A 26,610-nucleotide genomic window follows, 5' to 3' on the forward strand; every position below is an offset into this window, starting at 1 on the left:
TTCCATAAAAAGTATAGCTTGTTTTTGGCATATATCAGGAAAAATCTACTGAATATACCTGAAAACTAGAAACGGAAAACGGCAGCGCCATAAGCCGGAAGAGGATAAGAGAAGGAGTGTTCCTGCCCATCCCATTCCGTCTTTACGGAACGGAAAGACGGCGCTTTCTCTCCCCTCTTGTACAATCCGTGTTTTTCATCTAATACCAGGGTATAGGCTCCGCGTTTTGGAACTCCCACCCGGTAATCCGGGCGTTCCACCGGAGTAAAGTTTAAAACAAACAGGAGACTGCGCTTGTGATCCTTGCTGTACCGGATAAAACTGAAGATGCTGCGTTCCTTGTCATTGGCATTGACCCAGGAAAATCCCTCCCAGTCAAAATCCTTCTCATAAAGGGCCGGATATTTTTTATACAGGTGAAGAAGGTCCCTTACATAATCCTTCAGATCTTTTCCTAAAGGCTCCTCTGACAGATACCAATCTAAGGCTGACTTTTCATCCCATTCATGGAATTGCCCGAAATCCTGCCCCATAAACAGCAGCTTTTTCCCGGGATGGCCCAGCATAAAGGTATATCCCAATTTTAGATTGGAAAACTTATCCTCCAGAAGTCCCGGCATTTTGTGGATCATGGAGCATTTTAAATGCACTACCTCATCGTGTGACAATACCAGTATATAGTTTTCGCTGGTAAAATATGAAAGACCAAAGGTCATCTTATGGTGGTTGTATTTACGGAAATAGGGATCCAGCTTCATGTATTCCAAAAAATCGTGCATCCAGCCCATGTTCCATTTAAAGGTAAAGCCAAGGCCTGCCTGCTCCTGATTTCCGGTGACCCTGGGCCAGGCGGTGGATTCCTCTGCAATGACCATGGCCCCGTTTCCCCGGTTTTTAATGACACTGTTTAAATGCTTAAAAAACTCAATGGCCTCCAGATTCTCATTTCCCCCGTATTGGTTTGGGACCCATTCCCCGTTGTTTCTGCCGTAATCCAGATAAAGCATGGAAGCTACTGCATCCACCCGCAGGCCGTCTACATGGAATTTATCCACCCAGTAAAGGGCGTTGGCTATAAGGAAATTATCTACCTCATATTTGCTGTAATCAAAAACCTTTGTACCCCAATCCGGATGTTCGCCTTTCCGGGGATCCCCATATTCATAACAGGGTTCTCCGTCAAAATCTGCCAGTCCGTGGGCATCCTTAGGAAAATGGGCAGGAACCCAGTCAAGGATGACCCCGATTCCCTTTCTGTGCAGGTAATCAACAAAATACATGAATTCTTCTGGAGTCCCATACCGGGATGTCGGGGCAAAATATCCTGTAACCTGGTAACCCCAGGAGCCATCATAGGGATGCTCTGCAATGCCCATCAGTTCCACATGGGTGTAGCCCATTTCCAGTATATAGTCCGCCAGTTCATGGGCGGCTTCTGTGTATGTATAGAAACCATCCTTTTCCGCTCTGTTTTTCTTCCGCCAGGAGCCCAAATGCACCTCATAGATACTAAGAGGCTCATGAAGCGGGTCTTTGGTCATCCGCTTTTCCATCCATGACCGGTCCTTCCACTGAAAAACAGACAGGTCTGCAGTAACCGAAGCGGTCTGGGGACGGTACTCCGCCTGAAAGGCGTAGGGATCCGACTTGAAAAGGATCTTGCCGCTTCTGGTGGTGATTGCATATTTATACAGTTCCCCGATGCCCAGGCCCGGAACAAAGGTTTCCCATATCCCGGAGTCGGAAAGGGATGACATCAGGTTTGCCTCAGGATCCCAGCCGTTAAAATCTCCAACCACACTGACCTGACTGCCATGAGGTGCCCAGACGGCAAAATACATTCCGTCGTTTCCTTCATATTTTTCCGGATGGGCGCCCAGCTTTTCATAGATTTCGTAATGCCTTCCATTGTTATAAAGGTACCGGTCAACTTCTGTGATAAATCCGGTTCCGATTTCAGCTCTGTCTATTTCCATTTGCTCATCCCTCCATGATCTTTAAGATAACACCCTGGTTTGCAGGTAGGGTCAATCCGATTCTGCGGTCAGTCACTGGGAACACTTCTCCATTCAGAAGATTTACGGCAGTATTTCCCTCACAAGGACAGGGAATCGAAACAAATGCACCGGACTCATCGTTGTTGGCTCCAATGATGATTGTATGTCCATCATGGAACCGGGCAAAGGCGTACTGCCGGTTGGTGAGAAGCAGTTCCTGGTAACGCCCTCCGTGGAATTCCGGATTTTCTTCATGGATATGCCCCAGCTTGCTGATTAAGTCCTTAAGTGGGGAGGAAAATTCCCTTATTTCAGTTATGGATATTGCAGGACGCAGCATGGAGTCGTCCGTATTGGTGCGTTTTCCTTCCAGCCCAAGCTCGCTGCCATAGTAGATAGAGGGGATTCCCGGAAGGGTATACAGCAGGAGGTAAGTAAGGGGAAGATGCCGGAGATCGTGAAGTTTACTTGCGATCCGGTTTTCGTCATGATTGTCCACAAAGGTATAGAGCTGGGAGCCTATGGATTCCAGCCTCTTTACATTGTGTGCAATTTCAAAATAATTGTGGTCATTGTGACCGGAATAAATGCTCTTATGTAGTTCATAGTTGGTGACGGAATGAAGCATCTCTTGATTGACCCATCTGCCGTATTCTCCATGGATCACTTCCCCCATAAGCCAGAAGTCCTCTTTCATGTCCCTGGTGTGTTCCCGCAGTTCTTTCATAAATCCGAAGTCCAATACATTGGCGCAGTCAAGACGTATCCCGTCAATGCCAAAGGTATGGATCCAGAACCGTACGGTATCAAACAAATACTGCTTTACTTCGGGATTTAAAAGATTCAGGCAAGGAAGCTGGAAATGTCCCTGCCAGCCTTCGTATCCGAAAGAATCTCCCAATGGGCTGCCAGCGGCAAAATTGATCCCCCGGTACCAGTCCCTGTAGGGAGAATTCTCCCTGTGCTCCAAGATATCCTGGAATGCAAAGAATTCCCGTCCGGTATGGTTAAAGACGCCGTCGACCACTACCTTGATACCGGTTTCGTGACAGCGGGAAACAAACTCCCGAAAGTTTTCAAAACCGCCGAGACGGCGGTCCACCATCCGGTAATCACGTGTATCGTACCCATGGGTGGAGGATTCAAACAGTGGCCCGATGTAGATCGCATTGCACCCAAGAGACCGGATATGGGGAATCCACTGGCAAAGCTCCCCAAAACGATCTGTAACAGAGGATTCCCTGTTTTCTTTCGGAGCGCCCACAAGCCCCAGGGGATATAGATGATAAAAAACTCCCCTTTCATACCACTTGCTCATATACTTATCCTCCAGATTAAATTAGTTTATACCTCCCGGCTTTTGAAACGGCGCAGAAGGAACTGATAACGCAGTTGTGCCGCGTTAAGTTCGTAAATATAACAATCAATAAGTGTTGGGTCAACCACCTGTTCAAAGTGGTTTCTGGCTGCATCTATGGCGGTTTTGGAACGTTCAATCTCACGTCTTAAGTTCCGTTCTTCCTCTGACGGGGCCAGATGTTTTTTTAATTGTACATGTTTCATTTCATCATCTCCAGATCTATCATTTTACCAAATCCAATAAATTCAGTATGCCTGGAAATTGGAACTTTATTCATAAATTACCTGTATATCTTTTTAAAACCTATGAAACCTGGCTCAAAAGCTGCTGCAAATACTGCCCAAGGGAACAAAGTTTTTTCGTGCTGTCACCGATGGTCAGATAATAATAATTGGCTGTCCCCTCCTGGCGGACACTTACAAGACCGGCTTCTTTTAATATCTTTAGATGGTGGGAAACGGCAGGGCGTGATAATCTGGTCATTTCCGTGATTTCTTTAACATTCATTCCCTGTCCGGGCCTTATATATAAGCCGTCCTTGTTTGTCACATCGTTTTCCGGTTTGCCATAAAAGCCAGTGCGTGCAAGACCCTCTATGATGGAGAAGCGGACCTCATCTCCCAGAGCGATAAAAATAGGCATGCAACTCTGGAAAAGTTCGTTAAATTCCTGGGCTTGCATGAACGGATCCCTCCTTTGGTTTAAAAAAGTAAACTAATGATAGTTTATCATCCTGGCAGGATAACGTCAATGTGTTATCGGTAAATATTTGTGATTTATGCTGCAAAAAATGAAAAAATATAGGAAAAATTGTTGAAAATAACAATAAAAGTGATGAGGGGCCAGATGGCTATCAATAGACACTTTGAAAAGATATATAACATTTAAAAAAAAACGGTTGACATTTCAACCCCTCTTGTGCATAATAAAGGCACATTCTTTTATGCGTTCCGCATACAGCAGTTCAAACATTTTCTAAGAGTTATGGATGCTCTATTCCATAATGCAAAGCTGATTATCCAGCGAACATTCCAGAATTGATTTTTTAAGAAAAGAGGGGGGATTCTATCGTTTCATATGTTGTTTTACTGTTGATTTTAGGGACAGGGGCATTCTTTGATGCCCAAGAGCACCGCATTCCTAACGGTTTGGTGCTTTGGGGAGTTATCATCGGCTTCTTGCTTGAGATTGCTGGGTCAGGAAAGCCTTTGGCAGGCCTTCTGTTCCTTCTGAGGCTTTTGATTGTAACCATGGTATTTTTTTTATTGTTTCTGTGCCGGATGATCGGCGCAGGGGATATTAAGCTGGCCGCTTTGATATGCGGTTTTCTGGGGCTTAGAGCTGGTGCTCTGGCAGTTGGATTTGGTTTTCTTATAGGGGCTATCTGGTCATTTATTAAAATGACAGTAAGAGGCAGTCTATTCATCCGCTTTTCCTGTCTTTTTGCCTATATCAGGCGTGTATTTCAAACTGGGAAACTTACAACCTACTACGATCCGGTCCAGGATGGATATGATGTGGTAATTCCTTTGGGCCTTTGCCTGTTTTTAGGGACCATAGGCTCTATGATTTTCGTGAAATGAGTTGATAACAATGAAATTTCAGCCTAAATCTGCGGGTAGTGGAATATGGCAGTATTTCTGCCAGGTTCATTGAGTAATCAAAAGGAGGTCATGTATTGGCAAAAAGAGTGATGGCGGTTTATGATGAGGATCCGTTGTATGCTGAGAGATTGGCGGAATATGTAAACCAGAAGGAACAGGTCCCGTTCTCAGTACTGGGTTTTACTGCCCTGGAGCGGCTGACGGATTATGGAGCAGATCACAGGATAGAGCTTCTGCTGGTTGATTCCTCCGTATCCCGGGAGGATATAGAGAAAATAGGAGCAGCCTTTGTGATCCTGCTGGCTGACGGGGAGGTGGCCCCCTTGGAAGAGCCATATCCAAGAGTTTATAAGTACCAGGCCGCAGACAGAATCATGCGTGAGGTGATGGGATTCTATTGTAATAATTCCGGGGAACCTGGATATGCCATGGTTTCAAGGTCAGGAAGGGTCATGGGGGTCTACTCGCCCATAAACAGGTGCTTAAAAACTTCTTTTGCCCTTACCATGGGACAACTGCTGGCCAGGGATTTAAAGGTTCTTTATATGAACTTTGAGGATTGTTCCGGTTTTGGGCGTCTCATGGGAGAGGAGTATAAGGGAGGACTGTCAGATCTGTTGTATTATTATGGGCAGGAGGGATTTCACTGGGGCAGGCTTGGGGCAGTAGTTCATACCTGGGGGGACTTGGATTATGTGCCTCCGGTACAGTATCCCGAGGATCTTTGCCAGGTGACCGGGCAGATGATGGCAGAGCTGGTGGGCCATATTGCAAGGGAAAGCACTTATGGGTCCATTATCCTGGATCTTGGCCAGTTTGGTAAGAAAGGAGCAGAGCTGCTGGAAGTATGCGATGTGGTATACATGCCGGTAAAGGATGACTGCGTGTCTGCAGCAAAGGTGGAAGAATTTGAAGAATACTTAACCTCATCCGGTCATGAAGCACTAATAAGCCGGATTCAGAAGATAAAGCCGCCCTACCACAGCAGCTTTGGACGGAGAGATAACTATCTGGAACAGCTTTTGTGGGGAGAGCTGGGGGATTACACAAGACAGCTTTTGAGAAAATTCCCTTAGGGGAGGCGATTAAGGGAAACAGATCGGGCAAGGAGGAAACTGTCATTAGCCGTAAGGAAATGACAGCACAAGGAGGAACCGTCATGGAAGAACAGAGAAGGAAGCTGCGGGAAGAAATCTTAAGAGAACTGGATGAACGGCAGCAGGTGGCCGATGAAGAGCTGTGTGATATCATTGACAGTAGAATTCTGGAATATGGAAAAAACAATTTTTTACCCCTAAAGGATAAGATGGAGCTTCGGAGCCGGCTGTTTGACTCATTCCGAAGGCTGGGGGCACTTCAGGAACTGGTGGACGACCAGGATGTGACAGAGATCATGGTAAACGGGGCGGACCGTGTTTTTGTAGAACGAAACGGGAGAATGGAACCGTGGGTCAGAGCTTTTGACAGCCCGGAGCAGTTAGAGGATACCATCCAACAGATTGTCAGCAGGGTAAACCGCACGGTAAACGTATCAAGACCCATCGCTGATGCCCGTCTGTCTGACGGCTCCAGGGTCCATGTGGTACTCCCGCCCATTGCCCTGGATGGCCCTGCAGTGACCATCCGGAAGTTCCCCAAGCCCATTACCATGGCAAGACTGTTAAAGCTTGGTTCAATTACGGAGGAGGCTTCGGATTTTTTAAAATGCATTGTAGAAGCCGGATACAATATTTTTATCAGCGGCGGGACCAATTCCGGAAAGAGCACGTTTCTCAATGCTTTGTCTGCCTGCATTCCAAAGGATGAGCGGATCGTGACCATTGAGGATTCGGCGGAGTTAAAAATCACCCACCTCCCAAACCTGGTACGGCTTGAGACCAGGCAAGCCAATGGGGAAGGAGACGGGGAAGTGACGATTGGGGACCTGATCCGGGCGGCTTTGCGGATGAATCCTTCCAGAATCATCGTAGGGGAGGTAAGGGGAAAGGAAGCTCTGGATATGATATCGGCTATGAACACCGGACATGACGGAAGTCTTAGTACCGGACATGGAAACAGTCCCAGAGACATGCTTTCCAGACTTGAGACTATGGTGCTCATGGGGGCAGATATTCCATTGGCGGCAGTCAGAAGCCAGGTGGCGGCGGCAATTGATATATTAATTCACTTAGGACGGCTGAGGGATAAAAGCAGAAGGGTCCTGTCCATTGTGGAGGTGGTTGGCTATGAAAATGGAGAAATCAGGCTCAATCCGTTATACCGGTTTGAGGAAGATTATGAAGACCGGGAAGGGAGCCAGACCGTCCGGGGGAGTCTTAAAAAGGTGGGATGCATTCAAAATACCGAAAAACTCAAAGCAGCAGGCATTGAGATATGATAATTATGTTCTGACGCCGGCTCAATGGTTCCTGTACGGGTTCCAGGGTCTGGCAGCGGCAGGAATTTTCTCTTACGTTTTTTACCGCAGTGTTGCGTCATTTCTGTTATTTCTTCCAATGATTTTTATTTTTCCCCATATTAAAAAAAGTGAATTAAAGAAGAAAAGGCTTCAACAGCTGAATCTGGAATTTAAGGAAGGAATCCTTCTCTTAGCCTCTTTTCTTAGTGCCGGATACTCTGTGGAAAATGCTTTTTCAGCCTCTGTAAAGGAACTGGTTATTCTTTATGGAGAAGAAGGGATGGTTTCCATGGAATTTGGCCATATTGTAAGCCAGATCCGGATAAACCGCTCCGTGGAGCAGGCACTTTCTGAATTTGCGGGACGCAGCGGCCTGGATGATGTTAAAAACTTTGCGGAAGTATTTGCCGCTGCAAAACGAAGTGGAGGTGAGTTGGTTTCCATCATCAGCCATACAGCGGCGGTAATAAGGGATAAGATGCAGGTAAGGCAGGAGATTTTGACCATGACAGCCTCAAAGCAATTTGAACAAAAGATTATGACCATGATTCCCTTTTTTATCGTTCTCTATATTGACATGACCTCTCCAGGCTTCTTTAACATCATGTACAATACGGGAATTGGAAGAATTCTTATGACTCTTTGCTTGGCCGTCTACATCGGGGCTATCGCCATAGCAAGGCATATCATGAAGATCGAGATATGAATGGAGGAAAGAGAATGGTAAGGAAAAGCGAAAAAAAGTGGATTTTCCCTTTTACCAGAGTACAGGCGGTCTGTGCAGTGTCGGGGTTTGTTTTTTATATTGCCATGAAGCTGGTATTTGGGTCAGGGGGCAGGGAGCTATCGGAGGGGGCAGGGCTTAAAAGAGCAGGACCGGGCCAGGGGGAGTCTACCTATGATGTCCTGGTATCCGGGCTTGATAAGGACAATGAAGATAAGAGAGTGCCGGTGAAAATTCCTGTCAGAGAGAGGAAATACAGTGAGGAGGAGGCAAGAGAGCTGTTCCAAAAGATCCAGCCTGAGCTGACAGAACAGATGTTGGGAGAAAATGAATCCCTGGAGGATGTGAGAGGAAATCTAAATCTAAAGGGAAGCCTTGGCGAGTACGGGCTTAGAATTATTTGGGAATCCGAGAATCCTCAGGTCATTGATGCCTTCGGGATCGTACACAATGAGGATATACCGGAAGAGGGTAAGTCGGTTTGGTTAAGGGCAAGGGTGACTGACGGAAGCTATGAGCGGCAATTTGAGTTTAAGGTTACCGTTTACCCTGCTTCTCTTACCCGGGAACAAAGGGCTGCCGATGACTTTGTCCGGTGGATCGGGCAAATCGATCTTAAACAGCAAACGGAGGACCGCCTGTCTCTGCCACCGGTTTATATGGGGGAGCGGCTGACATATTTCCAGCCTGAAGAGACGGATTATCGGATCCTGCCGGTGCTGGGAATTTTGCTGGCTGCACTTCTTCCTTTAAAAGGGGAGTTTGACAGGAAAAATCAGGCAAGGGTGCGGGAGCGGCAATTACTTTTTGATTATTCAGAGGTAGTTTCCAAGCTGGTGGTTTACATGGGCGCAGGACTTACGGTCAGAGGCGCCTGGGAACGGATCACGGCGGGCTATAAGGACGGGGTAAAACAGGGAAAAAGAAGCGTAAGGCCGGCTTATGAGGAGATGGTGAAAACGGCAGCACAGCTTGGCAGCGGGCTGTCAGAAGGGAAGGCCTACAGTGAATTTGGAAGGCGCTGCGGGGTTCAGGTCTACATTAAGCTTTCCGCTCTTCTGGAACAGAGCCAGAAAAACGGGAGCCGCCAGCTTCGGCCGGCGTTGGAGCTTGAAATGGTGTCTGCCTTTGAACAGAGGAAGAACCTGGCTAAAAAGCTGGGGGAAGAAGCCGGAACCAAGCTATTGCTGCCCCTTCTCATGATGCTGGGAGTAGTCATGGTCATGATCGTGGTTCCTGCGTTCCTGTCATTTTATTAGAAGGGAGGTGAAAGAATGCTGGATTGGATTAAAGATCAGATCGGGGACTTTTTAAGAGAAGAAGATGGAGTCGGTGTGATTGAGGTGGTGTTGATCCTGGTGGTTTTAATCGGACTTGTTATCATCTTTAAAAAACAGATAACAACCCTGCTGGATAACATATTCAAGGAAATCAATAACCAGTCAAAAGAGGTGTATTAATGCGCAAAAAAGGACAGATCACGGTATTTTTCAGTTTGGCCCTTTTATGTGTATTCAGTCTGATGTGCGGACTCTTAGAGTCCGCACGGACCGCCGGGGCCAGGTGCTACTTAAAGCTGGCGGCTGATTCCTCCATGGACTCGGTATTCAGCAGGTATCATAAGGAGGCCTGGGAAAAATACCGGCTCTTCCTTCTGGAATGTGAAAATGGTGATGAATTGGCAAAGGTGTGGAAGGGATATATGGAGCCTTATATGGACACCTCCGGCTGGTACTCCATGAATATGGAGCAGGCGGATACCATGCAGCTTATTTCTATTACCGACGGGGGCGGCCATTATTTGAATCAGGAGATCCTTGATTATATGAAGTATGGAATCTTTGAAAATATAACCGATGAAAAAGGCGGGGAAGTGCTGCTTGAAAATTTAAAAGAAGCCAGGGCCGTGAAACAGCTGTCCAGTTCATTTCGTAGTCATGAGCGGGAAGCGGTCCGTCTGGAACGGGCCTTAGAGGATATTAACATCTCCCTAAAACAGCAGAAGGCTTTCTGGCAGGCGGCGAAAGAAGGGATCGCAGATTTTGACGGTCCAGAGTTTCGAAGAGAAGCGGACAGGCTTAAACGGGAGACGGACCGGATTCCTTCCCTTGTAAAGGCTTATGAGAAAAGGGCGGATGATTTAAAAAGTAGTATAACCGAGACAAACAAAGCCCTGTCTGAAGCTAAAGAAGAATTAAGCCAGAAGGTCAATGAAGCTTTCATGAGTGATACCTCCTGCTATGAATCTTATGTTAATCAGGATGGAGACCGAAGAAAGGAAATCCAGGTACTTCCTGAAAAGATGGAGCTGGTGAGGCAAGTGGCCGAACGGGCGAAGGAGCGTTCCTATGAGGTGGAGAGCATCATTGATCAGTGGGACAGTGACGATGAAGAAGATGATGGACCGGATTTAACTTCCTTGTGGGGTTCCGTCGGGGAAATATGGCACGAAGCGGATATTCCCGTTCTTTCCTATTCCAATGGTGTAAAGGATCCGGAAAAACAAAAACTCCTGGAACAGGTGGAAGGTTTTCTGCAAACTGGGCTGCTGGCTCTGGTGTTGCCTGAGGGGAAGGAAATATCCAAAGGCATTATATCTGACAATTCTTTTCCATCCGTCACCTGTATGAAAGAGCAGGGACCGGGAGTAGATGCGGGAATTATGGACCGGATCCTGTTTGGAGAATATTGCAGTCGTTTTCTTACCAACTTTCTTTCCGAGGAGGATAAGGAGGTAAGGTACGAAATGGAGTATCTGATTTCAGGAAAGCATACAGATGAAGAAAACTTAAAACAGACGGTTGCAGACGTTCTCATGGTGAGGGAGGGCTTGAACCTGATCCATATTTTATCCGACGGCCAGAAACGGGAGGAGGCAAGGGCTCTTGCCGGCCTTATTACCGGGGCTGTGGGAATGGCTCCTCTTACGGGAATCGTGGCATTTTTTGTAATGAGCGTATGGGCCTTAGGAGAGGCAATTACAGATGTAAAAATGCTTTTGGAAGGGAAAAAGGTGGTCCTTTTGAAAACGCGGGATACCTGGAGGCTGTCTCTTACCGGTCTTATGGAGCTGGGAAAAACGGGAACCTGTACAGGCGGTTCAGGAGATGAAACGGGGATTGATTATACTGCTTATTTAAAGCTGCTTCTATTCTTAGGGGAGATCAGGCGTCAGTATTACCGTGTTATGGACGTGATACAGATGAATCTATGCAGGGAACAGGAGGATTTTCGCATGATACACTGTGTCTATCAGGCAGAAATACGTGGGAGGGTAAAATCAAGGCATATGTTTTTCGGAGGAATTGATCCCTTTTTTCCGGTAGAAGTCCGGACTGAAAAGGCGTATTAAGGGAAGGAGGCAGATGATCATGCTCTTTTTCAAGGAGTTTCAAGGAAAAAATATTAAAAAAAAGGTTACTCTCCAGGTACAAATCCCCTTCATAATACAAGGATTCCTTGCAAAAAGGGCATTGTCATCTGCCTCCTTCTCCCGAATAAAGGGAAGCCTGACTGTAGAGGCAGCCTTTGTCCTGCCGCTTTTCCTGTTCTTTATGGCAATTCTCATGCTACCCATGACGGCTATGAAGGAAGGAAGGCGTATTCAGACCGCCCTGGAGGCAGCAGGTGAAGAGGTGAGCCAGTATGCTTATGTGCTGCATCGGCTTGAACTGGGAGAGGGGCTGGAGTCAACTGGGCCGGGCGGCCTTTCAGAGGAATTATCAGACAGACTCACAGAGGAAGGGATGCTTCTATTTGTGAGAAAACGGATGGAAGGACGGGCGGGGAGTAAAAGGATTGAAGCGATATCCTTTGCTCGCTCTTCTGTTTTAAGGGATGGGGAGACCATCGACCTGATCATGGATTACAGAGTCAGAGTTCCATTTTCCGTCTTTGGATTAAGCAGCATACCAATGACAGCCAGATCCAGCCGAAGGGCCTGGATCGGACAGGAGGGAGGTAAGGGAAAAAAGGCGGGCCAGGAGGACGCGCTGGTATATGTGGGAAGGACGGGCACAAAATATCACCGGCAGCGGACCTGCCACTATTTGTATAATGACCTGGAACAGATTCCTTTTATCCAGTTGGAGAATGCTCGTAATTCATCCGGCGGAAAATACAAGCCCTGCAGCAGATGCGGAAGATTTGCAGAGGAAAACGGCAGTGTATTTATCATGCCGTCAGGAGAGAGATATCACAGTGACAGGAATTGCTCTTCCATCTTGGCATATGTGGAGGCAGTTCCTTTATCTGAGGTCCGTCACATGGGAGCATGTTCTTACTGCTCGCAATAGGGAGGTGTCTTATAATGGAAGGCGTATATAAGTCTTTATTCGGAATATTTTTACTGGCGGCTGCCTGGGAGGATGTTAGGGAAAAGGCCGTCAGCGTATGGGTTTTTGAAGGGGCAGCCATAGCTGGGGCGATCATGGCTCTATTGCAGGGAGAAATGGGGGCAGAGCGTTTGTTAAGCTGTATGGTCGGAGCGGGACTTCTTCTTTTAAGCAGGTTAACAAGTGAGGCAATCGGAATAGGGGATGGATGCTTTTTTGCAGTCAGCGGCCTTTATTTAAGCGCGGTTATGAACCTGAAGCTTTTGATTTTCGGATCATTATTAAATGGCATCTTCTGCGGAGGAATGTATGTCTTTGGCCTTCTCAGGGGGAAGGATGTGAAAAAGAAAACCGTACCCTTCCTGCCCTTTCTGGTCCCGGTCTGGATCGGACTGGAGATATTATGAGGGGAAAGCTGAGGGGAAGTTATACGGTTGAAGCTGCTTTTGTTATGGCAATTGTTTTATGGGCGCTGGTGGTATCCATTCAGGCAGCTTACCGTCTTCGGGATGAGGTGGTAGGATCCATGGCGCTGGAAGAGTCTGCGCAAAGGCTGCGCCACAATGAAACGGAGCTGCCGGAAGAAGCAGAGAGGTGGGCGGCCAGAAGGGCTGGAAGTCCCTTTTCCTGGAAACAATACGATTTTCAGATTAAGATGACGGGGAATCCGGTTACAGGCAGAAAGGTAAAAGCGAGGGGGGCAGGGGGTACCTGGAAGCTGGAACTGGAACAGGGGGTGTTTGATCCGGAGAATTTTTTAAGGGTGTTGAGTTTCGTCAATCAGGAGGAATGAAATGAAGGCTGCATACAGGCGGGAAATGAGGCACAATTATTTGATTATAGAGCTGGAAGAGACTGGATATGACGGCTACGAAATACTTATGCTGGCTTCAAATGGAATTGAGGGCCTGTTGAAATTTCGTGCGAAGCAGATGGATGACAGAGTGCTTTACTATTATGAAATCACCTCAAAGCAGCCCTTAAGTAGGGTTCTGGAATACCATAGCCTGGGCGGTGAGGAGCTTAAAAGGTTAATTGGTGATATTGGGCAGACCCTGGGGCGGCTGGAGCTTTACCTCCTTAAGGAAAAGCAGATCCTTTTAGAACCGGAATATATTTATGTGGAGCCGGAGCAGTTTAAGGTTTTCCTTTGCCTGGTGCCCGGAAGGCACGTGGATTTTCCAGGAGAGATGACAGGTTTGCTGAGATATCTTCTGGGAAAGGTCAATCATCAGGATAAGGAATGTGTGGTAATGGCCTATGGACTGTACCAGGAAAGCCTTAAGGAGAATTACGGGATGAAGGATCTTCTTGAAATAGCAGGAAAAAATTGCTCCGGGACAAAAGGCAGTGATGAAAATATCCCACAGCCAGATGATACCAAAGCACCGGAAGAAAGCCAGATGTCTCCACTTCCATATGGACTCAGGGATTTAAACGAGGAAATGGAAGAACGGATAAGCCTTTCTGATGTGAGAAAAAAAGGGCTTCTGTTTGTTATTCCGTTTTCAGCCATGATCGGTATCACCTTAGTGTTATGGCTGTTATCTGGGCTGGAAGGAATCCTGAAATTCTGGTATGCGGTGCCTTTTGCAGGAATTTTTACGGCTTTCACGGCGTTGACAGCGTGGAGAAGATATTCCGGGCAGCAAAATGAGGCTATGGTTAAAGGAGAGGAAGGGGGCCGTCAACCGGTGGAAAGGGATGACTGGAAAATGGCCTTTGTGGAAGAAATAAAGGAAAAGGCTCCCAAATTTGAAGCGGGAGATGAAGAAATAATCCAGACGACCCTGCTGACGGATCCTGGAGCGGATAAGAATATCCGGTACTTACGGGCGTTGGGTCCAGATACGGAAGATATATTAATAACTTATGTCCCCTTTCTGATCGGAAAGCAGGAAGGCATGGTTGACTGCGTCCTTTCCGGAGATGCCGTCAGCAGGATTCATGCCAGGATCGACCGGGATGGAGAGGAATACCGGATCAGTGACTTGAATTCCACAAATGGAACCACTGTAAACGGGCGGGTATTAGAGACTAATGAGACGGTCGGATTGAAGAAGGGAGATGAGGTTCTAATCGCAAACTTTGCTTATATATTTACATAATGAAAACTTTTTGTCTATGAAACAGCAAACCGGCCATTTTTTGGCCGGTTTTGTTTCGATAGGTATTCTATACCGGTTTTACCTCGTCCACCAGCAGGTAATAATACGTACTGCCTTCTTCCTGGTAGCTTTGAAATACACCTGTTATTTCTATTTCACTTTCCTGCTCCGGGTAATCATCCGGATATGTGTGTTCCCCGTTCCAGATAAATTCAAGTCCCTGCTGGCAGCAGGCAGTGGCATCTGCGATTACCACAGCATAATAATTTTTCTTTGTGCCGGGATCCTGATAAACCTGGAATGTGCCCTCAGCTTTCACTGATTTTCCCATGTATTGCTCCGGAGATGTCATCATGTAGTATACTTCAGAGAAAACCATAGTACTGCTTAATTTTGATAAGTCAATATCAACAGCAGAATTACCAGAGGAGTCCGCCGGACCTTCCTGGGGGGAATTGCCGTCATTCTCCGGCGGCTGCTTAGGGGCTGGACCAGCGAAATCCGGGGGATAGGGATTACTGCCGGCAACTTCCGGGTTTTCCGGATCATTAGGTCCGGAATCTGCCATATCATATTTTGGGGGGCTGTTTCCCTCTGATTGCCCGGATTCTGCCGCATTGCCTTGAGGGAAAGACAGTCCGGAGGATGCACCCGTAACTTTCTTGCATCCAGTCAATATTATGCATGCCATGAGTAACAACATTATTTTCCTGATATGCTTCATCTCCTTACTCCTCCTGAAATCCTTCCGATGAGTGAACATAAGGCAAATGCCGCGATATCTACGGCAACAATGGTGGAGCCTACCGGCGTTCCGGCCAGTATGGAGGTGAGAATTCCCAGTACGGCGCAGAAAACAGACAAGATTGCAGAACATATAATCACGGTCTTAAAATTTTTAAACAGCCGCATAGCCGAAAGGGCAGGAAAGATGACCAAAGCTGAGATCAGCAGAGAACCTACAAGATTCATGGCAAGTACAATGATGATGGCTATGATAACCGCAATCAGCAGGTTGTATTGGCCGGCATTTATTCCGGCAGCTTTGGCAAACTCTTCGTCAAAGGTGACTGCGAAGATCTTATGGTAAAAGAGAAGAAATACGGCGATCACTACCAATGAAAGTGCAGCGCAAAGCCAAACCTCTGTCTTTGTCAGCGTCAGAATGGAGGTTGATCCAAACAGCGTACTGCATACGTCTCCTGCCAGATTGGCGGAGGCGGAAAAAATATTTATCAGCAGGTAGCCCAGGGCCAATGCGCCCACAGAAATCATTGCAACAGCAGCGTCTCCCCTGATTTTGGCATTTTGTCCGGTACGCAGCAGAAGGATCGCGCAGACGATTGTGACCGGCAGAATAAGTAACATGTGGTTGGTCATCTTAATCACCGTAGCGATTGCCATCCCCCCAAAGGCCACATGGGAAAGCCCGTCACCGATAAAGGAAAAGCGTTTTAATACCAGGGTAACACCCAGAAGAGAGGAGCAGAGAGCAATCAGTATTCCCACGATCAGTGCATAGCGCACAAAGGGGTATTCAAAATATAAAATTAGTTTTTCCATCAATCCATTCATGCGTTTGAACTCCCGTCCCGAGATAAGAATGCTTTGCCTGTATCATTGTCCAGGTATTCATCCCTTGTTCCGAAGAAGTGAGGATTTCCAATGTGCAGGATATGGCTTGCATATTTTACGGCAGCGCTGATATCATGAGAAATCATAAGGATGGTGATGCCTTCTTCATTGAGCTTACGGATCAGACCGTACATTTCAGCGGTGACCTTTGGGTCAAGTCCTGAAACAGGCTCGTCAAGGAGAAGCATTTTTCCTGCGGCACACAGCGCCCGTGCCAGCAGAACCCTTTGCTGCTGGCCTCCGGACAATTCCCTGTAACACCGTCCTGATAAGTGGGAGATCCCCATTTTTTCCATATTGCTGCGGGCAAGCTGCTTTTCTTTATGATTATAATAAGGGCGCAGCCCGCATCGGTTCAAACAGCCGGACAAGACGATTTCCCAGACGGAAGCAGGGAAGTCTTTCTGGACCACTGTCTGCTGCGGCAGATATCCGATTCCGGCAGACTGAAATCCGTTTTCCATAACAATGCTTCCTTCCATCGGGGAATGAAGGCGCAGAATGGCCTTCATCAAAGTAGTTTTACCGGAGCCGTTTTCACCTATAATACAAAGATAATCGCCACTGTTTACGGAAAAATCAAGTCCTTCAAGAACTGTTTTGCCATCGTAACCCAGGGTGAGGCTGTTACATGTTAGCTGTGCCACTTTGATTCCTCCTTTTTATTTCAACGCTTCTTTCAGTACGTCCAGATTGGTCTGCATGATGGAAAGATAGGTAGCGCCATGTTCCATATCCTTTGAAGTGGTGGATTGCATGGAATCCATGGATCGCACGGTCTGATTTTTGTCCTTTGTATTTTGAATAATGGTTTCTGCGATCTTATGTTTGGTCCCTTCGATTGTCAGCACGCTCTTTAGTCCTAATTCATCGACCTTTTTTGATAGAAAGGCAATGGTTTCAAAGCTGGCTTCCGTTTCAGCCGAACAGCCGGCAAAGGCGGCATAATAAGAAAGTCCATAATCATCTGCCAGGTAGCGGAAGGGGAAGCGGTCTCCGAATAAAACGGTGTTCAGCTGGGCGGAGTCCACAGTCTGCTGGTAGCCTTTATCTAATTCATCCAGCTTTTTTTCATAGGTATCTGCATTTACAGAATAATCTCCGGCATTTGCACTGTCGATCTCCCCCAGCTTTGATGCAATGTAATTGCAGAAGGTTTTGGCATTTTTTAAGGACAGCCAGACGTGCTCGTCATATTCCGGGCCTTCCCCGACACCTTCCTGGTCATGTTCTTCTTCCTCTGGTTCCATTCCCTCCATCATTTCTTCCTCCTTGACGGTGTCGCCCAGAACCTCCAGAAGATTGATTACAGTCATGTTTTTATTTGCTGCCTCCTTTAAGGCATCTTCTACCCATTGGTCGGATTCACCGCCAACATAGATAAACATGTCGCAGTTTGAAATTTTGATGATATCTTCCGCTGTGGGCTGGTAGCTGTGCAGGTCTACGCCGTTATCAAGAAGCATGGTAATTTCTACATCACCGGCGTGGCTGCCCAGGATCTCCCTGACCCAATCGTATTCCGGGAAAATTGTGCAAACCACGCGCAGTTTGTCATTCTCGCTGGTCTTTGCATTGGTGCTGGAGCAGGCAGTAAGTGCTCCAATTAAAAGAAGTCCTGTCAAAAGACAGGCCATAAATAATTTTTTCATTATTCAGTACCTCCAGATAAATATTGATGATTAAAAATGGGCATGGATATACAGAGGAGTAAAAATAAAATCAATATCTGCCTGAAAATTGGGCAGACTTCTCCCCTGTATCATACAATATTTAATTTGTCAGCTTTACCTTAAGAGAAACTAGGGTGTGTGAAGGGTTCCGGTGAATTACCGGGTTCGTGCAGATAATAAAGAATTGAGTTGCAGCAAATACGGCAGCAACAGTGAAAAGACCTGTTCCCAGGTTGTTAAGCACCTGGATACAAGCCTGGACCTCAAGACATATGGGGCAGTTTTCGCCTATGCAGTTATGGCGGGATTCGGCAGTTATAAAAAGTACGGAAAAGAGCAGCATAAAAATAACTGCCAGAGTCATAAGCCTGGCAAGAAGCTTTCGATTTTTTACCATGTCTCTTCCTCCTTTTAAATCACAGGATTATCAGATGCAATTTTTGCAGATGCCGTAAATCACAGACTTTTCTTTTTTGATCTGGAACCCGTCAATCCTTAAAATGTCATCCAGCATTCTGTCGGCGATGCCGGCATTCATATGAACGGTCTCTCCGCATTTTATGCAGTTCATATGAATACAATTACGGCAATCATCCAAATGGATGTACTGGTAGAAAAATTCTCTGCTCCCTTCCTTCGTAAAACGGTTGATCCGTCCTTTGTCCTGGAGATAAGTGAGATTACGGTACACTGCACTTAAACTCACGGATGAATCGGAAAGGCAGTCAGCAATCTGTTTAGCAGAAAACTGCTTGTCAGGATTCTCCTGTAAAAAGGCAACAAGCTGTTTTCTTTGTTCTGTCTTATAGTTTGCCAAAGGGATTCACTTCCTAAATTTGCGGTTTATTTGCAAATAAGTGTACTTCTGAATTGGAAGATTGTCAATATAATTTGCGAATATTTCGCAAATTGAGAAAAGACTTTCACTAAGAGGAAAGGTGAAGTTTTTTCCGCAAATTTCGTGTTTATATTTACATAATACGGCAGACTGTGTTAAAATAAGCATAATATTTATCAAGGAGAGCGGTAATGAAAGACGTGTACAGGCGAAAGAGGGCATTTATAAATATTGGTTTAATTGCTATGAATGTCATCTATTTCCTTTATCTGGAGATGGCAGGTTCCACGGTGAATACGCAGTTTATGGTGAACCATGGAGCGATGTACGCTCCGCTTGTTTTGGAGGAAGGAGAGTACTTCCGGCTGCTCACCTCTGTTTTTATGCATTTTGGTATCAATCATATTATGAATAACATGCTCATTCTGTTTATATTGGGAGATAATCTGGAAAGGGCATTGGGCCATATAAAATACTTACTTTTTTATCTGCTTTGCGGGGTGGGCGCCAATGTGATATCCATAATTTTGAACCTGGGTGATTATCGGAGCGTGGTCTCGGCAGGGGCTTCAGGCGCTATTTTTGGCGTGATTGGAGGCCTTTTATATGCGGTGTTTATTAATCGCGGCCGGCTGGAGGACTTAAGTGCCAGACAGCTGATTATTATGATCGCTTGTTCCCTGTATTTTGGTTTTACCAGTACAGGGGTTGATAATGCTGCCCATATTGGGGGGTTGTTTTTTGGCATTGTACTGGGGATTCTCCTGTATCGTAAGCCGAGAAAACGCTGTGATATGAAAAAATGGGGTTAATCCATATGGAAGGAGGTGAAAGAGTGAGGGAAGATAATTGCATTTTCTGCAAAATTGCAAATGGCGGGATACCTTCTGAAACCATATATGAGGATAATAGCTTCCGCGTGATTCTGGATTTAGGGCCGGCTTCCAGGGGACATGCCCTGATCCTTCCAAAACAGCATTACAGAGATCTCTGTGAGCTGGATGAAGAAACAGCAAAAAAGGTTCTTCCATTAGCGGCTAAAATAGGAAACGCCATGAAGAAATCATTAGGCTGTGCCGGATTCAACGTTGTGCAGAATAATGGGGAAGAAGCAGGTCAGACAGTTTTTCATTTTCATGTGCATTTGATTCCTCGTTATGAGGATGGTCCTGTTATGGTTTCATGGGTGCCTGGCGAAGCAGGTCCAAAAGAATTAACAGAGACAGGAGCCGCTATAAGGAGCGCCCTGCAATCAGAGGGACATAATCGATGAGCATACATGAAGATGAAAATTTGCTGCTTCAGTCCATCTATGGCGAGTACCAGGGACTGCTGCGCAGGATAGCGAAAACACTCCATGTACCGGACATGGAACTGGATGATGTGGTACAGGAAACTTTTATTGCATATTTTGAGAATTATTCATTATCATGGTCCGATACGCGAAAGAAAGGCATGCTGATTAAGATATTAAAGCGTAAATCCATTGATTGTCTTCGTAAAAACGGTCATTATGAAAAGGTGAGCCTGGATGAGGATGATGCAGTCAATGAGGTGGCAATGCTTACGAGATATGTGGTCACGGATCCCCTTGATGTGATCCTTGGAGAAGAAGCACTGTTAAAGATTACCAGAGAGATATCCAATATGAGGGATGAATGGAAGGAAATGGCTGTTCTATATTTCTTAGAACAGCTTACAATTCCTGAGATTTGTGAAATCTTAAAAATTCCGGGAACGGTTTGCCGTTCCCGGATATATCGTACAAGAGTTTGCTTAAAAAAGATTCTTGGTCCCAATTTTGATATCTAATGATTATTTTTTGATCTGGGACTCGATCATATCAATGATGGTATCTATTGCATTGTATAATTCACTTTGTTCCATTTTTGAAATAAAGGTCTGCCGGTTGGCAAAGGTTTCAGTAATGGCCTTTAACAGGGAATCACCGGTTAAGTTTTCTTCTTCCAGAAGGTAGCTGAACCCCTGCTTGGCAAAGGATCTGGCATTTAAAATCTGATCGCCCCTGCTGGCGGCAGCGGAAAGAGGAATCAGGATATTGGGTTTTCTAAGTGCAAGAATTTCGCAGATAGAGTTGGCCCCGGCTCTTGATATCATAAGGTCAGCAGCTGCAAAAAGATGTTTTAAAGGGGCATCTACATATTCATATTGTACATATCCTTCCATTCCGGTCAGGCTTTCATCCAGATTGCCTTTTCCGCAGATATGTATCACCTGGTAATTTTTAAGGAGTTTCGGAAGAATGCCCCTTAAGGCGGTATTGACCGTTACGGAACCTAAACTCCCGCCGATGATCAGGATCACCGGCCGGCTTGAAGATAACCGGGCATAATTTAATCCTGTGGTCCGATCTCCTTTTAAAAGTTCTTTCCGTATAGGAGAGCCTGTGAGCACGGCCTTATCTTTGGGAAGATAAGGGAGGGTTTCCGGAAAATTGCAGCATACTTTTACTGCAGCCGGAATGCACAGCTTATTGGCAAGTCCCGGAGTCATGTCTGACTCGTGAATGATGACAGGTACTTTGCAGTGCTTTGCGGCCATCACCACGGGAACGGCTACAAAACCCCCTTTTGAAAAAACCACATCCGGCTTGTGATTTTTTATCAGCTTCATAGCTTCCCAATATCCCTTTAAAACCCGGAAGGGATCAGAGAAGTTCTTTAAGTCAAAATACCGGCGGAATTTACCGGAAGAGATACCGTCATATGGGATGCCAGCTCCCTCAATGAGCTTCCGCTCGATTCCCTGGTGAGATCCTATATAGTGAATATCGTAGTTTCGCTCTTTTAAAGAGGGAATTAATGCAAGGTTCGGGGTAACATGACCGGCAGTACCGCCGCCGGTTAAAATGATTTTTTTCATAAAAGCGTTGCCTCCCAAAATCGATATACTATTATAGTAAACGTTAGCGATAAAAAGTCAACCCCAAAGCTTGTGGGAACTTAAGGATAACTTGTATTTAAGAGGTGTATACGTGGTGAAGGAGAGAAACCATGGAAAAAAAAATTCCATTTTAAAACGGATGAATGTTTATGATTCGTCACAGGAAAAATTAGAAGCCCATCTGCTTGATTATATGCAAAAACACCCGGAATTAACACCGGAGCCCCCATCCCCTCCTCCCGGCGAATTCCAGAAGATCATGGCGGAACTTAACCGGAGGGGAGCAAAGACGGTGGTTAGAAAACAGTTAAAGGTATTGCGTTATGGCCATAGATTTGTGAATTCTCTGCAAAAACCCCTGCTCGTGGTGATGGTGGTTCTGATCATACTGGCGGCCTCCGCGATAGGAGCATCTGCAAAAAAGGCAAATGATTACCGAATGAGAGAGCAGAATGCAGGGAAGAGCAAAAGCGAGGTTCTCAGGGCTAACAAGCTGTCAAATGCATATGAAAAAATAAAACAACAACCTGGGATCAGCATTCAGATGATTAACGGTGTATCCCATGAATTGCATTTATGAATCTGTAATGCACTGTGCCCGGCGGAAAAGAAAGATCTGGAATCTTGAATTTCGCCGGGTTCTTTGGGTATTTAACCAGGAGAAGGGCTGATCATGAAAAATCATTTACGGGAGCAATGCCGTCTCCCATTCCTTTTTCTTAAATCCTGCCAGTACAAAATGATCACCAATGATCAGGGGGCGCCTGACCAGCATTCCATCGGAGGCCAGAAGGGTGATCTGCTCATCTTCACTCATGTCAGGCAAAAGGTTCTTTATATTTTTTTCTTTGTAAAGGATTCCGCTGGTGTTAAAAAAACGTTTTATTGGAAGGCTGCTTTTTTTGATCCAGGCGGCAAGCTCTTCTGCGGTTGGGTTTTCCTCCTTTATATTTCTGGAATCATAAGATATTTCATGGGCATCCAGCCACTTCTTTGCATTTTTGCAGGTACTGCAGGGAGGATATTGTAAAAATAAAATGCTCATAGTTTCGAATCTCCTTTCGGTTTTTCTTTTCCCCTTCTATTTTACCTTGAAACGCTTTGAATGAAAAGGAAAGAATTGGAATAAACTATAACAATCAAGTTTTTTAGGCGCATATCCACTTCTTTCATCAGGAGGTATCATATGAAATTCTTATTATTTCTGTCAGAGGCAGCGGTGCCGCTTATAATTTTTTATATGGTAGGTTTCGGAATATTGTCCAAGAGGCCGGTCTTTGATGATTTCATGGACGGGGCGAAGGAAGGGATGAAAACAGTGGCAGGAATCATGCCAACTCTGATAGGGCTTATGACTGCAGTTGGGGTGCTTCGGGCTTCCGGTTTCCTGGATTTTCTGGCAAAATGTCTGACAAAGCCGGCTGCTCTTCTTTTTCTTCCCGCACCGGTGGTACCGGTAATTTTAATACGTCTGGTATCAAACTCAGCGGCAACAGGACTTGTCCTTGATATTTTTAAAAGATATGGAACTGATTCCTATATCGGCATGCTGACTTCTGTGCTGATGAGCTGTACGGAAACCGTTTTTTACTGTCTGAGCATTTATTTTGGAACCGTAAAGATCAAGAAAACCCGGTATACCCTGGGCGGTGCTTTGGCTGCTACGGCGGCAGGAGTAGCTGCCAGCGTTATATTATCCCGTTTTCTGGTATAAAAGGTATTTTTTTGTTCTGATTTTAAGAATTTCATAAGAATTCAGGTGGTTGTCTTGGGATACATAATCATGTATAATTACGAAGAAGCTTTTATTGTCATATATGAAGGGGATAAACGTGGATACTTACGGGACTCTTAACGAAGTTTTGGTAAGACTGTTTCGGGATATTATGGATATAGAACAACAGGCTATCATTACCCAGGAATTTAGTAATTTAACGAATAATGATATGCATGTCATCGAGGCCATTGGCATTGGAGAGCCAAAGAATATGTCGGCAATAGCCAGGGAACTGTCCGTAACGGTGGGAACCCTGACCATAGCCATGAACAGTCTTGTGAAAAAGGGGTATGTGACCCGCCAGAGAGGAAAAGAGGACCGGCGCGTTGTATATATCTCTCTTTCAGAAAAAGGGAAAGAAGCCTACGAGCACCATGCCAGATTTCATCAGGAGATGATAGCCGGCGTTGTTGCAGGCTTAAGTGAGAATGAGATAGAAGTTTTGATCAAAGCTCTGACCAAGCTGAATCAGTGGTTCCGGAGCCTTTAACAGAATTTAAGGAGGCAATATGCAATTATGAAAAAATTCATCGTGTTTTTAATGAGCGCAATGATGATGATGTCCCTGGCGGCATGTACACCAACACAGCCTAAGATGGAGACTACTGCACCTGATCCTCAGGTCATGGCTTCTACGGGAGGCGCCAGTGATAAAGTTCCAGATCCCAATGCAGAGCCTATGGAGATCATCTCCATATACAGCAAAAATGATGATGCAACCGGCCTGAATCAGGCGATGGATGCGGTATCTGAGCTGACAGCAGAAGCCATGGTGGACAAGCTGATCGAATATGGGGTATTAGAAGAGGGTACAAAGGTTCTGAAATTTGATAAAGGGGATGGAACCGCCACCCTAGATTTATCCAAGGTACCGGAAAAGAGTTCAGACGGAGATATCATCATGCTGACAGCCATTGGAAATACCTTTACTGAAAATTTTGAGCTTAACAAGTTAAAACTGCTTGTAAATGGAAAGAATTTTTCCGGCGGGCAGATCAAGCAGGGTGATAATGATTACCTGGAATACGATAAAAATTATAAGAAATTGAAATAGAATCTAAAGGAAAAGGCAGAAGCGGCAAATGACCGCTTCTGCCTTTTGGATCTAATGGCTTCTTAATTGTTTGGCCAGCCAGTTTCGAAACGCAGGCTGGATCACGGTAAATGGAGCAGGCCCCACATCAAGTAAAAAGGTATGGAAGTCCTTTAAGTTAAAATCATCCTTTAAAATCTTTTTGGATGTATTCAGCATTTCCATAATTTCCATATATCCTACATAGTATTCCATGTAATTGGTTGGATTATCAATCAGGCTGGTATAAATGGAATCCACGATATCTGTTTTTTCTATATTGTAAAAAGTGCCCAGGTATTTGGCTGTCTGGTCTTTATCCCATCCCTCATAATTGATGCAGATATCCAAATATGCATAAAGACCCAGGGTAACGGCAGTATTATGGGCCAGAAGCTTTCCCAGCTCCGGATTCAGGCCGTTATCTAGGGTGTAGGAATAAAACTCCACATAGGTGGCCCAACCTTCCGAATAGCTGGGGAAGGAGAGGAGGCTTCTTATATCGTTAGGCTTTCTGCTTAAGAAATAGACGTTCTGATACAAATGCCCAGGATAGCCCTCGTGAGCCAGGGTGGTGAAAAGATCCTCGTTCTGAAATCGCGGATTTCCGTTGATGTAGATGACATTATCCTCATAACGATCCAGAGGAGGAACCAAATAAAAGGCAGGGCTTAAAGAAGATTCCAGGGAGCTGGGAACGTATTTTACCGTATAGCTGCAGTCTGGAAGCTCCGGGAAATCGTTAGATATAAGGGATTTTAAAGATTCCAGTATCTCCGCCGGCTTGGTATAATGGAAGGAATAATTGTCAAGGGCATTAAGTACCTCAGGATGCTCCTTTGTGATCTGCCCAATGGCCTGTATATCGGAATTAAGCTGTTTTTCGATTGCCTTTGTCAGACTTCTTATGGAGCCATAAGAGGTTCCTGTGTTGGATTTAACCAGATATTCAAAATATTCTTTTCCTTTCGGATACCAGCTTAAGCCTTTGTCATTGGTTCCGGTTCCCATCAGGGAAGTAATGCCGGTTGCAAGATTTTTATAGGCAGGAATAAAATGCTCTTCCAGGACTTTTAAATTCTTTTCCTTATAAGCAGCTTTTTCTTCCGGGGTTAGGTCCGTAAGGGCATCGATTCTGGTATTGAAGGTCTCTGCAAGAAAACTATGGTCAGGCTGGATCAGGTACGCTTCACAGGATTTTAATACATTGTCGGCGGAGGTGTCGGACATAAAAAGTCCGGCTTCCGATTTCTTCTTTTCAAACTCCATGATCTGCCCATAATAATCATCAATGGTAGAAAGGAGTGCAAGATAGTGATCCACATCATTGCGGGTGTAAAAGGCATACTCTGAAAACAGGATGGGAAGCTGTGCCTGGATCCCGATGGTATTTGTTAAAGGCTGGGCGTAAAGCTCCAGACCATCGGAGCTTAATTCCGTGTCTATGTAGGAACGGAGGATCTGCCATGTGAACCGCTGCTCGTCGGTCAACTGACGCTGGTTGAAGCCATCTAAATTCTTTTTTAACTCAAGAAGTTCTTTTGTTCCCTCTTTCATCTTCTCCATGGAATAATCCCCCAGGGTCAGGGGAACCGTGTCAAGTCCCCGGGAAGCCGGGTCAGCAATGCTGAAATGAAAACTGATCCCGGATTCGCTGATCTCTTTCCGAAACAGGTCGTTCGTCAGCTGATCAAACTTGTTTTGAGCGGACAGATTCTTGGCATGATACTGTTCATACTCGGCCCATGACGGGGAGGCAGGCGGTTGTTTCATTGGAGCACAGGCGCAAAGCAGGGTAACTGAAAGGATGAGGGATAGAAAACGGCGGCCCTGTTTGAAAACTTTGTTTTTCATATTTAATTCCTCCGTGATTCGCTAGTATTATTTATATGATGATATTAAAAAAGTCATGACAAAAGCCCTGATGTGCAAACTTACCTGCTTGACAAACCCTATGGAAACCATTACACTAGGAATACCGATAATTGATATATGAGAATGCTGAGAAAAGAAGAGTAAGAAATCCACCTCATGTCCAGAGACTTCCGGAAGCTGAAAAGGAAGCATGAGCGTATTTCCCAACATGGCCTTGGAGCAGCGGGATTGAATGGCAAAGCGGTGCCTTTAAATTCCGACGGTCACACCCGTTATCGTGTCAGACTGCTAGGAGGAATCCGAAACCCAGG

Annotated in this window: 31 protein-coding genes; 18 read left to right on the forward strand and 13 right to left on the reverse strand. The window is 45.7% G+C overall.

The features are described from left to right. Nucleotides 1-65: 65 nt before the first annotated feature. The 4 genes from glgB to CLOSA_RS00695 all read right to left on the reverse strand — a co-directional run bounded on the left by glgB (nucleotide 66) and on the right by CLOSA_RS00695 (nucleotide 4,038). Nucleotides 66-1,976: a 1,4-alpha-glucan branching protein GlgB gene (gene glgB, locus CLOSA_RS00680; protein ID WP_013270869.1), complete on the reverse strand. Its 1,911-nt coding sequence runs from the start codon at nucleotides 1,974-1,976 to the stop codon at nucleotides 66-68. A 4-nt stretch (nucleotides 1,977-1,980) separates the two neighbouring features. Further along, nucleotides 1,981-3,315, reverse strand: coding sequence for an alpha-amylase family glycosyl hydrolase (locus CLOSA_RS00685; RefSeq protein ID WP_013270870.1), 1,335 nt, complete (start codon nucleotides 3,313-3,315; stop codon nucleotides 1,981-1,983). A 26-nt stretch (nucleotides 3,316-3,341) separates the two neighbouring features. Beyond that, nucleotides 3,342-3,560 carry a YaaL family protein gene (locus CLOSA_RS00690; protein ID WP_013270871.1) on the reverse strand — a complete coding sequence of 73 codons (219 nt, stop codon included), beginning with the start codon at nucleotides 3,558-3,560 and terminating at the stop codon, nucleotides 3,342-3,344. A 100-nt stretch (nucleotides 3,561-3,660) separates the two neighbouring features. Next, entirely contained in the window at nucleotides 3,661-4,038 is a 378-nt protein-coding gene (locus tag CLOSA_RS00695; protein WP_013270872.1) for an ArsR/SmtB family transcription factor, read from the reverse strand. Between the two features lie 410 nt (nucleotides 4,039-4,448). On the opposite strand from CLOSA_RS00695, the gene CLOSA_RS00700 reads away from it, so the two are divergent. The 11 genes from CLOSA_RS00700 (at nucleotide 4,449) to CLOSA_RS00750 (ending at nucleotide 14,525) form a co-directional block, all read left to right on the forward strand. After that, nucleotides 4,449-4,940 (forward strand): prepilin peptidase, encoded by a 492-nt coding sequence (locus CLOSA_RS00700; RefSeq protein ID WP_242647773.1) that lies wholly within the window; start codon nucleotides 4,449-4,451, stop codon nucleotides 4,938-4,940. A 95-nt stretch (nucleotides 4,941-5,035) separates the two neighbouring features. Then, nucleotides 5,036-6,037, forward strand: coding sequence for a P-loop NTPase family protein (locus CLOSA_RS00705; RefSeq protein WP_013270874.1), 1,002 nt, complete (start codon nucleotides 5,036-5,038; stop codon nucleotides 6,035-6,037). An 83-nt stretch (nucleotides 6,038-6,120) separates the two neighbouring features. After that, nucleotides 6,121-7,338 carry a CpaF family protein gene (locus tag CLOSA_RS00710; RefSeq protein WP_013270875.1) on the forward strand — a complete coding sequence of 406 codons (1,218 nt, stop codon included), beginning with the start codon at nucleotides 6,121-6,123 and terminating at the stop codon, nucleotides 7,336-7,338. Continuing rightward, nucleotides 7,328-8,065, forward strand: a complete 738-nt coding sequence (locus tag CLOSA_RS00715) for a type II secretion system F family protein (RefSeq protein WP_013270876.1) — start codon at nucleotides 7,328-7,330, stop codon at nucleotides 8,063-8,065. The genes CLOSA_RS00710 and CLOSA_RS00715 overlap by 11 nt, the downstream gene beginning before the upstream one ends. A 14-nt stretch (nucleotides 8,066-8,079) precedes the next feature. Then, complete coding sequence (locus CLOSA_RS00720) at nucleotides 8,080-9,342, forward strand: immunoglobulin-like domain-containing protein (RefSeq protein WP_013270877.1); 1,263 nt, start codon at nucleotides 8,080-8,082, stop codon at nucleotides 9,340-9,342. Nucleotides 9,343-9,357: 15 nt separating this feature from the next. Then, the gene (locus CLOSA_RS00725; protein WP_013270878.1) at nucleotides 9,358-9,543 is read left to right on the forward strand and encodes a Flp1 family type IVb pilin; all 186 of its coding nucleotides are present in this window, start codon (nucleotides 9,358-9,360) and stop codon (nucleotides 9,541-9,543) included. After that, nucleotides 9,543-11,435: a DUF5702 domain-containing protein gene (locus CLOSA_RS00730; RefSeq protein WP_013270879.1), complete on the forward strand. Its 1,893-nt coding sequence runs from the start codon at nucleotides 9,543-9,545 to the stop codon at nucleotides 11,433-11,435. The genes CLOSA_RS00725 and CLOSA_RS00730 overlap by 1 nt, the downstream gene beginning before the upstream one ends. Nucleotides 11,436-11,454: 19 nt before the next feature. After that, nucleotides 11,455-12,378, forward strand: coding sequence for a hypothetical protein (locus tag CLOSA_RS00735; protein ID WP_013270880.1), 924 nt, complete (start codon nucleotides 11,455-11,457; stop codon nucleotides 12,376-12,378). Nucleotides 12,379-12,392: 14 nt separating this feature from the next. Beyond that, nucleotides 12,393-12,824, forward strand: a complete 432-nt coding sequence (locus CLOSA_RS00740; protein WP_013270881.1) for a prepilin peptidase — start codon at nucleotides 12,393-12,395, stop codon at nucleotides 12,822-12,824. Continuing rightward, nucleotides 12,821-13,210 carry a hypothetical protein gene (locus CLOSA_RS00745; RefSeq protein ID WP_013270882.1) on the forward strand — a complete coding sequence of 130 codons (390 nt, stop codon included), beginning with the start codon at nucleotides 12,821-12,823 and terminating at the stop codon, nucleotides 13,208-13,210. The genes CLOSA_RS00740 and CLOSA_RS00745 overlap by 4 nt, the downstream gene beginning before the upstream one ends. Before the next feature lies 1 nt (nucleotide 13,211). Beyond that, complete coding sequence (locus tag CLOSA_RS00750; RefSeq protein ID WP_013270883.1) at nucleotides 13,212-14,525, forward strand: DUF6382 domain-containing protein; 1,314 nt, start codon at nucleotides 13,212-13,214, stop codon at nucleotides 14,523-14,525. A 67-nt stretch (nucleotides 14,526-14,592) separates the two neighbouring features. Here the strand turns inward: CLOSA_RS00750 and CLOSA_RS21585 are convergent, their stop codons facing one another. From CLOSA_RS21585 to CLOSA_RS00780, 6 genes are all read right to left on the reverse strand, one after another. After that, nucleotides 14,593-15,249, reverse strand: coding sequence for a hypothetical protein (locus CLOSA_RS21585; protein WP_013270884.1), 657 nt, complete (start codon nucleotides 15,247-15,249; stop codon nucleotides 14,593-14,595). After that, the gene (locus CLOSA_RS00760; protein ID WP_013270885.1) at nucleotides 15,246-16,100 is read right to left on the reverse strand and encodes a metal ABC transporter permease; all 855 of its coding nucleotides are present in this window, start codon (nucleotides 16,098-16,100) and stop codon (nucleotides 15,246-15,248) included. Before CLOSA_RS00760 ends, CLOSA_RS21585 begins: the two co-directional genes overlap by 4 nt. Beyond that, nucleotides 16,097-16,807 (reverse strand): metal ABC transporter ATP-binding protein, encoded by a 711-nt coding sequence (locus CLOSA_RS00765; protein ID WP_013270886.1) that lies wholly within the window; start codon nucleotides 16,805-16,807, stop codon nucleotides 16,097-16,099. The genes CLOSA_RS00760 and CLOSA_RS00765 overlap by 4 nt, the downstream gene beginning before the upstream one ends. 15 nt (nucleotides 16,808-16,822) lie before the next feature. Beyond that, nucleotides 16,823-17,812 carry a metal ABC transporter substrate-binding protein gene (locus CLOSA_RS00770; protein WP_013270887.1) on the reverse strand — a complete coding sequence of 330 codons (990 nt, stop codon included), beginning with the start codon at nucleotides 17,810-17,812 and terminating at the stop codon, nucleotides 16,823-16,825. A gap of 121 nt (nucleotides 17,813-17,933) precedes the next feature. Next, nucleotides 17,934-18,230 (reverse strand): hypothetical protein, encoded by a 297-nt coding sequence (locus CLOSA_RS00775; RefSeq protein WP_013270888.1) that lies wholly within the window; start codon nucleotides 18,228-18,230, stop codon nucleotides 17,934-17,936. A gap of 30 nt (nucleotides 18,231-18,260) precedes the next feature. Further along, nucleotides 18,261-18,650 carry a Fur family transcriptional regulator gene (locus CLOSA_RS00780; protein WP_013270889.1) on the reverse strand — a complete coding sequence of 130 codons (390 nt, stop codon included), beginning with the start codon at nucleotides 18,648-18,650 and terminating at the stop codon, nucleotides 18,261-18,263. 212 nt (nucleotides 18,651-18,862) lie between these two features. Here CLOSA_RS00780 and CLOSA_RS00785 point away from each other — a divergent pair, with 212 nt between their 5' ends. The 3 genes from CLOSA_RS00785 to CLOSA_RS00795 are packed head-to-tail and all read left to right on the forward strand — an operon-like array spanning nucleotide 18,863 to nucleotide 20,483. Beyond that, nucleotides 18,863-19,483 carry a rhomboid family intramembrane serine protease gene (locus CLOSA_RS00785; protein ID WP_013270890.1) on the forward strand — a complete coding sequence of 207 codons (621 nt, stop codon included), beginning with the start codon at nucleotides 18,863-18,865 and terminating at the stop codon, nucleotides 19,481-19,483. Nucleotides 19,484-19,506: 23 nt separating this feature from the next. Next, nucleotides 19,507-19,944 carry an HIT family protein gene (locus CLOSA_RS00790; protein WP_013270891.1) on the forward strand — a complete coding sequence of 146 codons (438 nt, stop codon included), beginning with the start codon at nucleotides 19,507-19,509 and terminating at the stop codon, nucleotides 19,942-19,944. Next, the gene (locus CLOSA_RS00795) at nucleotides 19,941-20,483 is read left to right on the forward strand and encodes an RNA polymerase sigma factor (RefSeq protein ID WP_013270892.1); all 543 of its coding nucleotides are present in this window, start codon (nucleotides 19,941-19,943) and stop codon (nucleotides 20,481-20,483) included. The genes CLOSA_RS00790 and CLOSA_RS00795 overlap by 4 nt, the downstream gene beginning before the upstream one ends. 3 nt (nucleotides 20,484-20,486) lie before the next feature. On the opposite strand, the gene CLOSA_RS00800 is transcribed toward CLOSA_RS00795, so the two are convergent. Then, nucleotides 20,487-21,554, reverse strand: a complete 1,068-nt coding sequence (locus CLOSA_RS00800) for an undecaprenyldiphospho-muramoylpentapeptide beta-N-acetylglucosaminyltransferase (protein WP_013270893.1) — start codon at nucleotides 21,552-21,554, stop codon at nucleotides 20,487-20,489. Between the two features lie 112 nt (nucleotides 21,555-21,666). Between CLOSA_RS00800 and CLOSA_RS00805 the strand changes: the two genes are divergently transcribed. Next, on the forward strand, nucleotides 21,667-22,155 hold the full coding sequence (locus tag CLOSA_RS00805) for a hypothetical protein (RefSeq protein ID WP_013270894.1): 489 nt from the start codon (nucleotides 21,667-21,669) through the stop codon (nucleotides 22,153-22,155). A 105-nt stretch (nucleotides 22,156-22,260) separates the two neighbouring features. Here the strand turns inward: CLOSA_RS00805 and CLOSA_RS00810 are convergent, their stop codons facing one another. After that, a complete protein-coding gene (locus CLOSA_RS00810) occupies nucleotides 22,261-22,620 on the reverse strand; it encodes an arsenate reductase family protein (protein WP_013270895.1) in 360 nt (119 codons plus the stop codon). A gap of 141 nt (nucleotides 22,621-22,761) precedes the next feature. Between CLOSA_RS00810 and CLOSA_RS00815 the strand changes: the two genes are divergently transcribed. The 3 genes from CLOSA_RS00815 to CLOSA_RS00825 all read left to right on the forward strand — a co-directional run bounded on the left by CLOSA_RS00815 (nucleotide 22,762) and on the right by CLOSA_RS00825 (nucleotide 24,406). After that, the gene (locus CLOSA_RS00815; protein WP_013270896.1) at nucleotides 22,762-23,289 is read left to right on the forward strand and encodes a spore maturation protein; all 528 of its coding nucleotides are present in this window, start codon (nucleotides 22,762-22,764) and stop codon (nucleotides 23,287-23,289) included. 103 nt (nucleotides 23,290-23,392) lie between these two features. After that, nucleotides 23,393-23,842 (forward strand): MarR family winged helix-turn-helix transcriptional regulator, encoded by a 450-nt coding sequence (locus tag CLOSA_RS00820; protein ID WP_013270897.1) that lies wholly within the window; start codon nucleotides 23,393-23,395, stop codon nucleotides 23,840-23,842. 27 nt (nucleotides 23,843-23,869) lie between these two features. Beyond that, on the forward strand, nucleotides 23,870-24,406 hold the full coding sequence (locus CLOSA_RS00825) for a GerMN domain-containing protein (protein WP_013270898.1): 537 nt from the start codon (nucleotides 23,870-23,872) through the stop codon (nucleotides 24,404-24,406). A 51-nt stretch (nucleotides 24,407-24,457) separates the two neighbouring features. Here the strand turns inward: CLOSA_RS00825 and CLOSA_RS00830 are convergent, their stop codons facing one another. Further along, nucleotides 24,458-26,278, reverse strand: a complete 1,821-nt coding sequence (locus tag CLOSA_RS00830; RefSeq protein WP_013270899.1) for a DUF885 domain-containing protein — start codon at nucleotides 26,276-26,278, stop codon at nucleotides 24,458-24,460. Nucleotides 26,279-26,610 lie beyond the last annotated feature (332 nt).

The sequence above is a fragment of the [Clostridium] saccharolyticum WM1 genome (assembly GCF_000144625.1).
GTDB classification, from domain to species: domain Bacteria; phylum Bacillota; class Clostridia; order Lachnospirales; family Lachnospiraceae; genus Lacrimispora; species Lacrimispora saccharolytica.

What these genes read in the sequence shown, in the direction of transcription:
- glgB (WP_013270869.1), bottom strand. Translation starts at nt 1,976, where the DNA reads ATGGAAATAGACAGAGCTGAAATCGGAACCGGATTTATCACAGAAGTT.
- CLOSA_RS00685 (WP_013270870.1), bottom strand. Translation starts at nt 3,315, where the DNA reads ATGAGCAAGTGGTATGAAAGGGGAGTTTTTTATCATCTATATCCCCTG.
- CLOSA_RS00690 (WP_013270871.1), bottom strand. Translation starts at nt 3,560, where the DNA reads ATGAAACATGTACAATTAAAAAAACATCTGGCCCCGTCAGAGGAAGAA.
- CLOSA_RS00695 (WP_013270872.1), bottom strand. Translation starts at nt 4,038, where the DNA reads ATGCAAGCCCAGGAATTTAACGAACTTTTCCAGAGTTGCATGCCTATT.
- CLOSA_RS00710 (WP_013270875.1), top strand. Translation starts at nt 6,121, where the DNA reads ATGGAAGAACAGAGAAGGAAGCTGCGGGAAGAAATCTTAAGAGAACTG.
- CLOSA_RS00720 (WP_013270877.1), top strand. Translation starts at nt 8,080, where the DNA reads ATGGTAAGGAAAAGCGAAAAAAAGTGGATTTTCCCTTTTACCAGAGTA.
- CLOSA_RS00725 (WP_013270878.1), top strand. Translation starts at nt 9,358, where the DNA reads ATGCTGGATTGGATTAAAGATCAGATCGGGGACTTTTTAAGAGAAGAA.
- CLOSA_RS00730 (WP_013270879.1), top strand. Translation starts at nt 9,543, where the DNA reads ATGCGCAAAAAAGGACAGATCACGGTATTTTTCAGTTTGGCCCTTTTA.
- CLOSA_RS00735 (WP_013270880.1), top strand. Translation starts at nt 11,455, where the DNA reads ATGCTCTTTTTCAAGGAGTTTCAAGGAAAAAATATTAAAAAAAAGGTT.
- CLOSA_RS00740 (WP_013270881.1), top strand. Translation starts at nt 12,393, where the DNA reads ATGGAAGGCGTATATAAGTCTTTATTCGGAATATTTTTACTGGCGGCT.
- CLOSA_RS00745 (WP_013270882.1), top strand. Translation starts at nt 12,821, where the DNA reads ATGAGGGGAAAGCTGAGGGGAAGTTATACGGTTGAAGCTGCTTTTGTT.
- CLOSA_RS00750 (WP_013270883.1), top strand. Translation starts at nt 13,212, where the DNA reads ATGAAGGCTGCATACAGGCGGGAAATGAGGCACAATTATTTGATTATA.
- CLOSA_RS21585 (WP_013270884.1), bottom strand. Translation starts at nt 15,249, where the DNA reads ATGAAGCATATCAGGAAAATAATGTTGTTACTCATGGCATGCATAATA.
- CLOSA_RS00760 (WP_013270885.1), bottom strand. Translation starts at nt 16,100, where the DNA reads ATGAATGGATTGATGGAAAAACTAATTTTATATTTTGAATACCCCTTT.
- CLOSA_RS00770 (WP_013270887.1), bottom strand. Translation starts at nt 17,812, where the DNA reads ATGAAAAAATTATTTATGGCCTGTCTTTTGACAGGACTTCTTTTAATT.
- CLOSA_RS00775 (WP_013270888.1), bottom strand. Translation starts at nt 18,230, where the DNA reads ATGGTAAAAAATCGAAAGCTTCTTGCCAGGCTTATGACTCTGGCAGTT.
- CLOSA_RS00785 (WP_013270890.1), top strand. Translation starts at nt 18,863, where the DNA reads ATGAAAGACGTGTACAGGCGAAAGAGGGCATTTATAAATATTGGTTTA.
- CLOSA_RS00795 (WP_013270892.1), top strand. Translation starts at nt 19,941, where the DNA reads ATGAGCATACATGAAGATGAAAATTTGCTGCTTCAGTCCATCTATGGC.
- CLOSA_RS00800 (WP_013270893.1), bottom strand. Translation starts at nt 21,554, where the DNA reads ATGAAAAAAATCATTTTAACCGGCGGCGGTACTGCCGGTCATGTTACC.
- CLOSA_RS00810 (WP_013270895.1), bottom strand. Translation starts at nt 22,620, where the DNA reads ATGAGCATTTTATTTTTACAATATCCTCCCTGCAGTACCTGCAAAAAT.
- CLOSA_RS00815 (WP_013270896.1), top strand. Translation starts at nt 22,762, where the DNA reads ATGAAATTCTTATTATTTCTGTCAGAGGCAGCGGTGCCGCTTATAATT.
- CLOSA_RS00820 (WP_013270897.1), top strand. Translation starts at nt 23,393, where the DNA reads ATGAAGGGGATAAACGTGGATACTTACGGGACTCTTAACGAAGTTTTG.
- CLOSA_RS00825 (WP_013270898.1), top strand. Translation starts at nt 23,870, where the DNA reads ATGAAAAAATTCATCGTGTTTTTAATGAGCGCAATGATGATGATGTCC.
- CLOSA_RS00830 (WP_013270899.1), bottom strand. Translation starts at nt 26,278, where the DNA reads ATGAAAAACAAAGTTTTCAAACAGGGCCGCCGTTTTCTATCCCTCATC.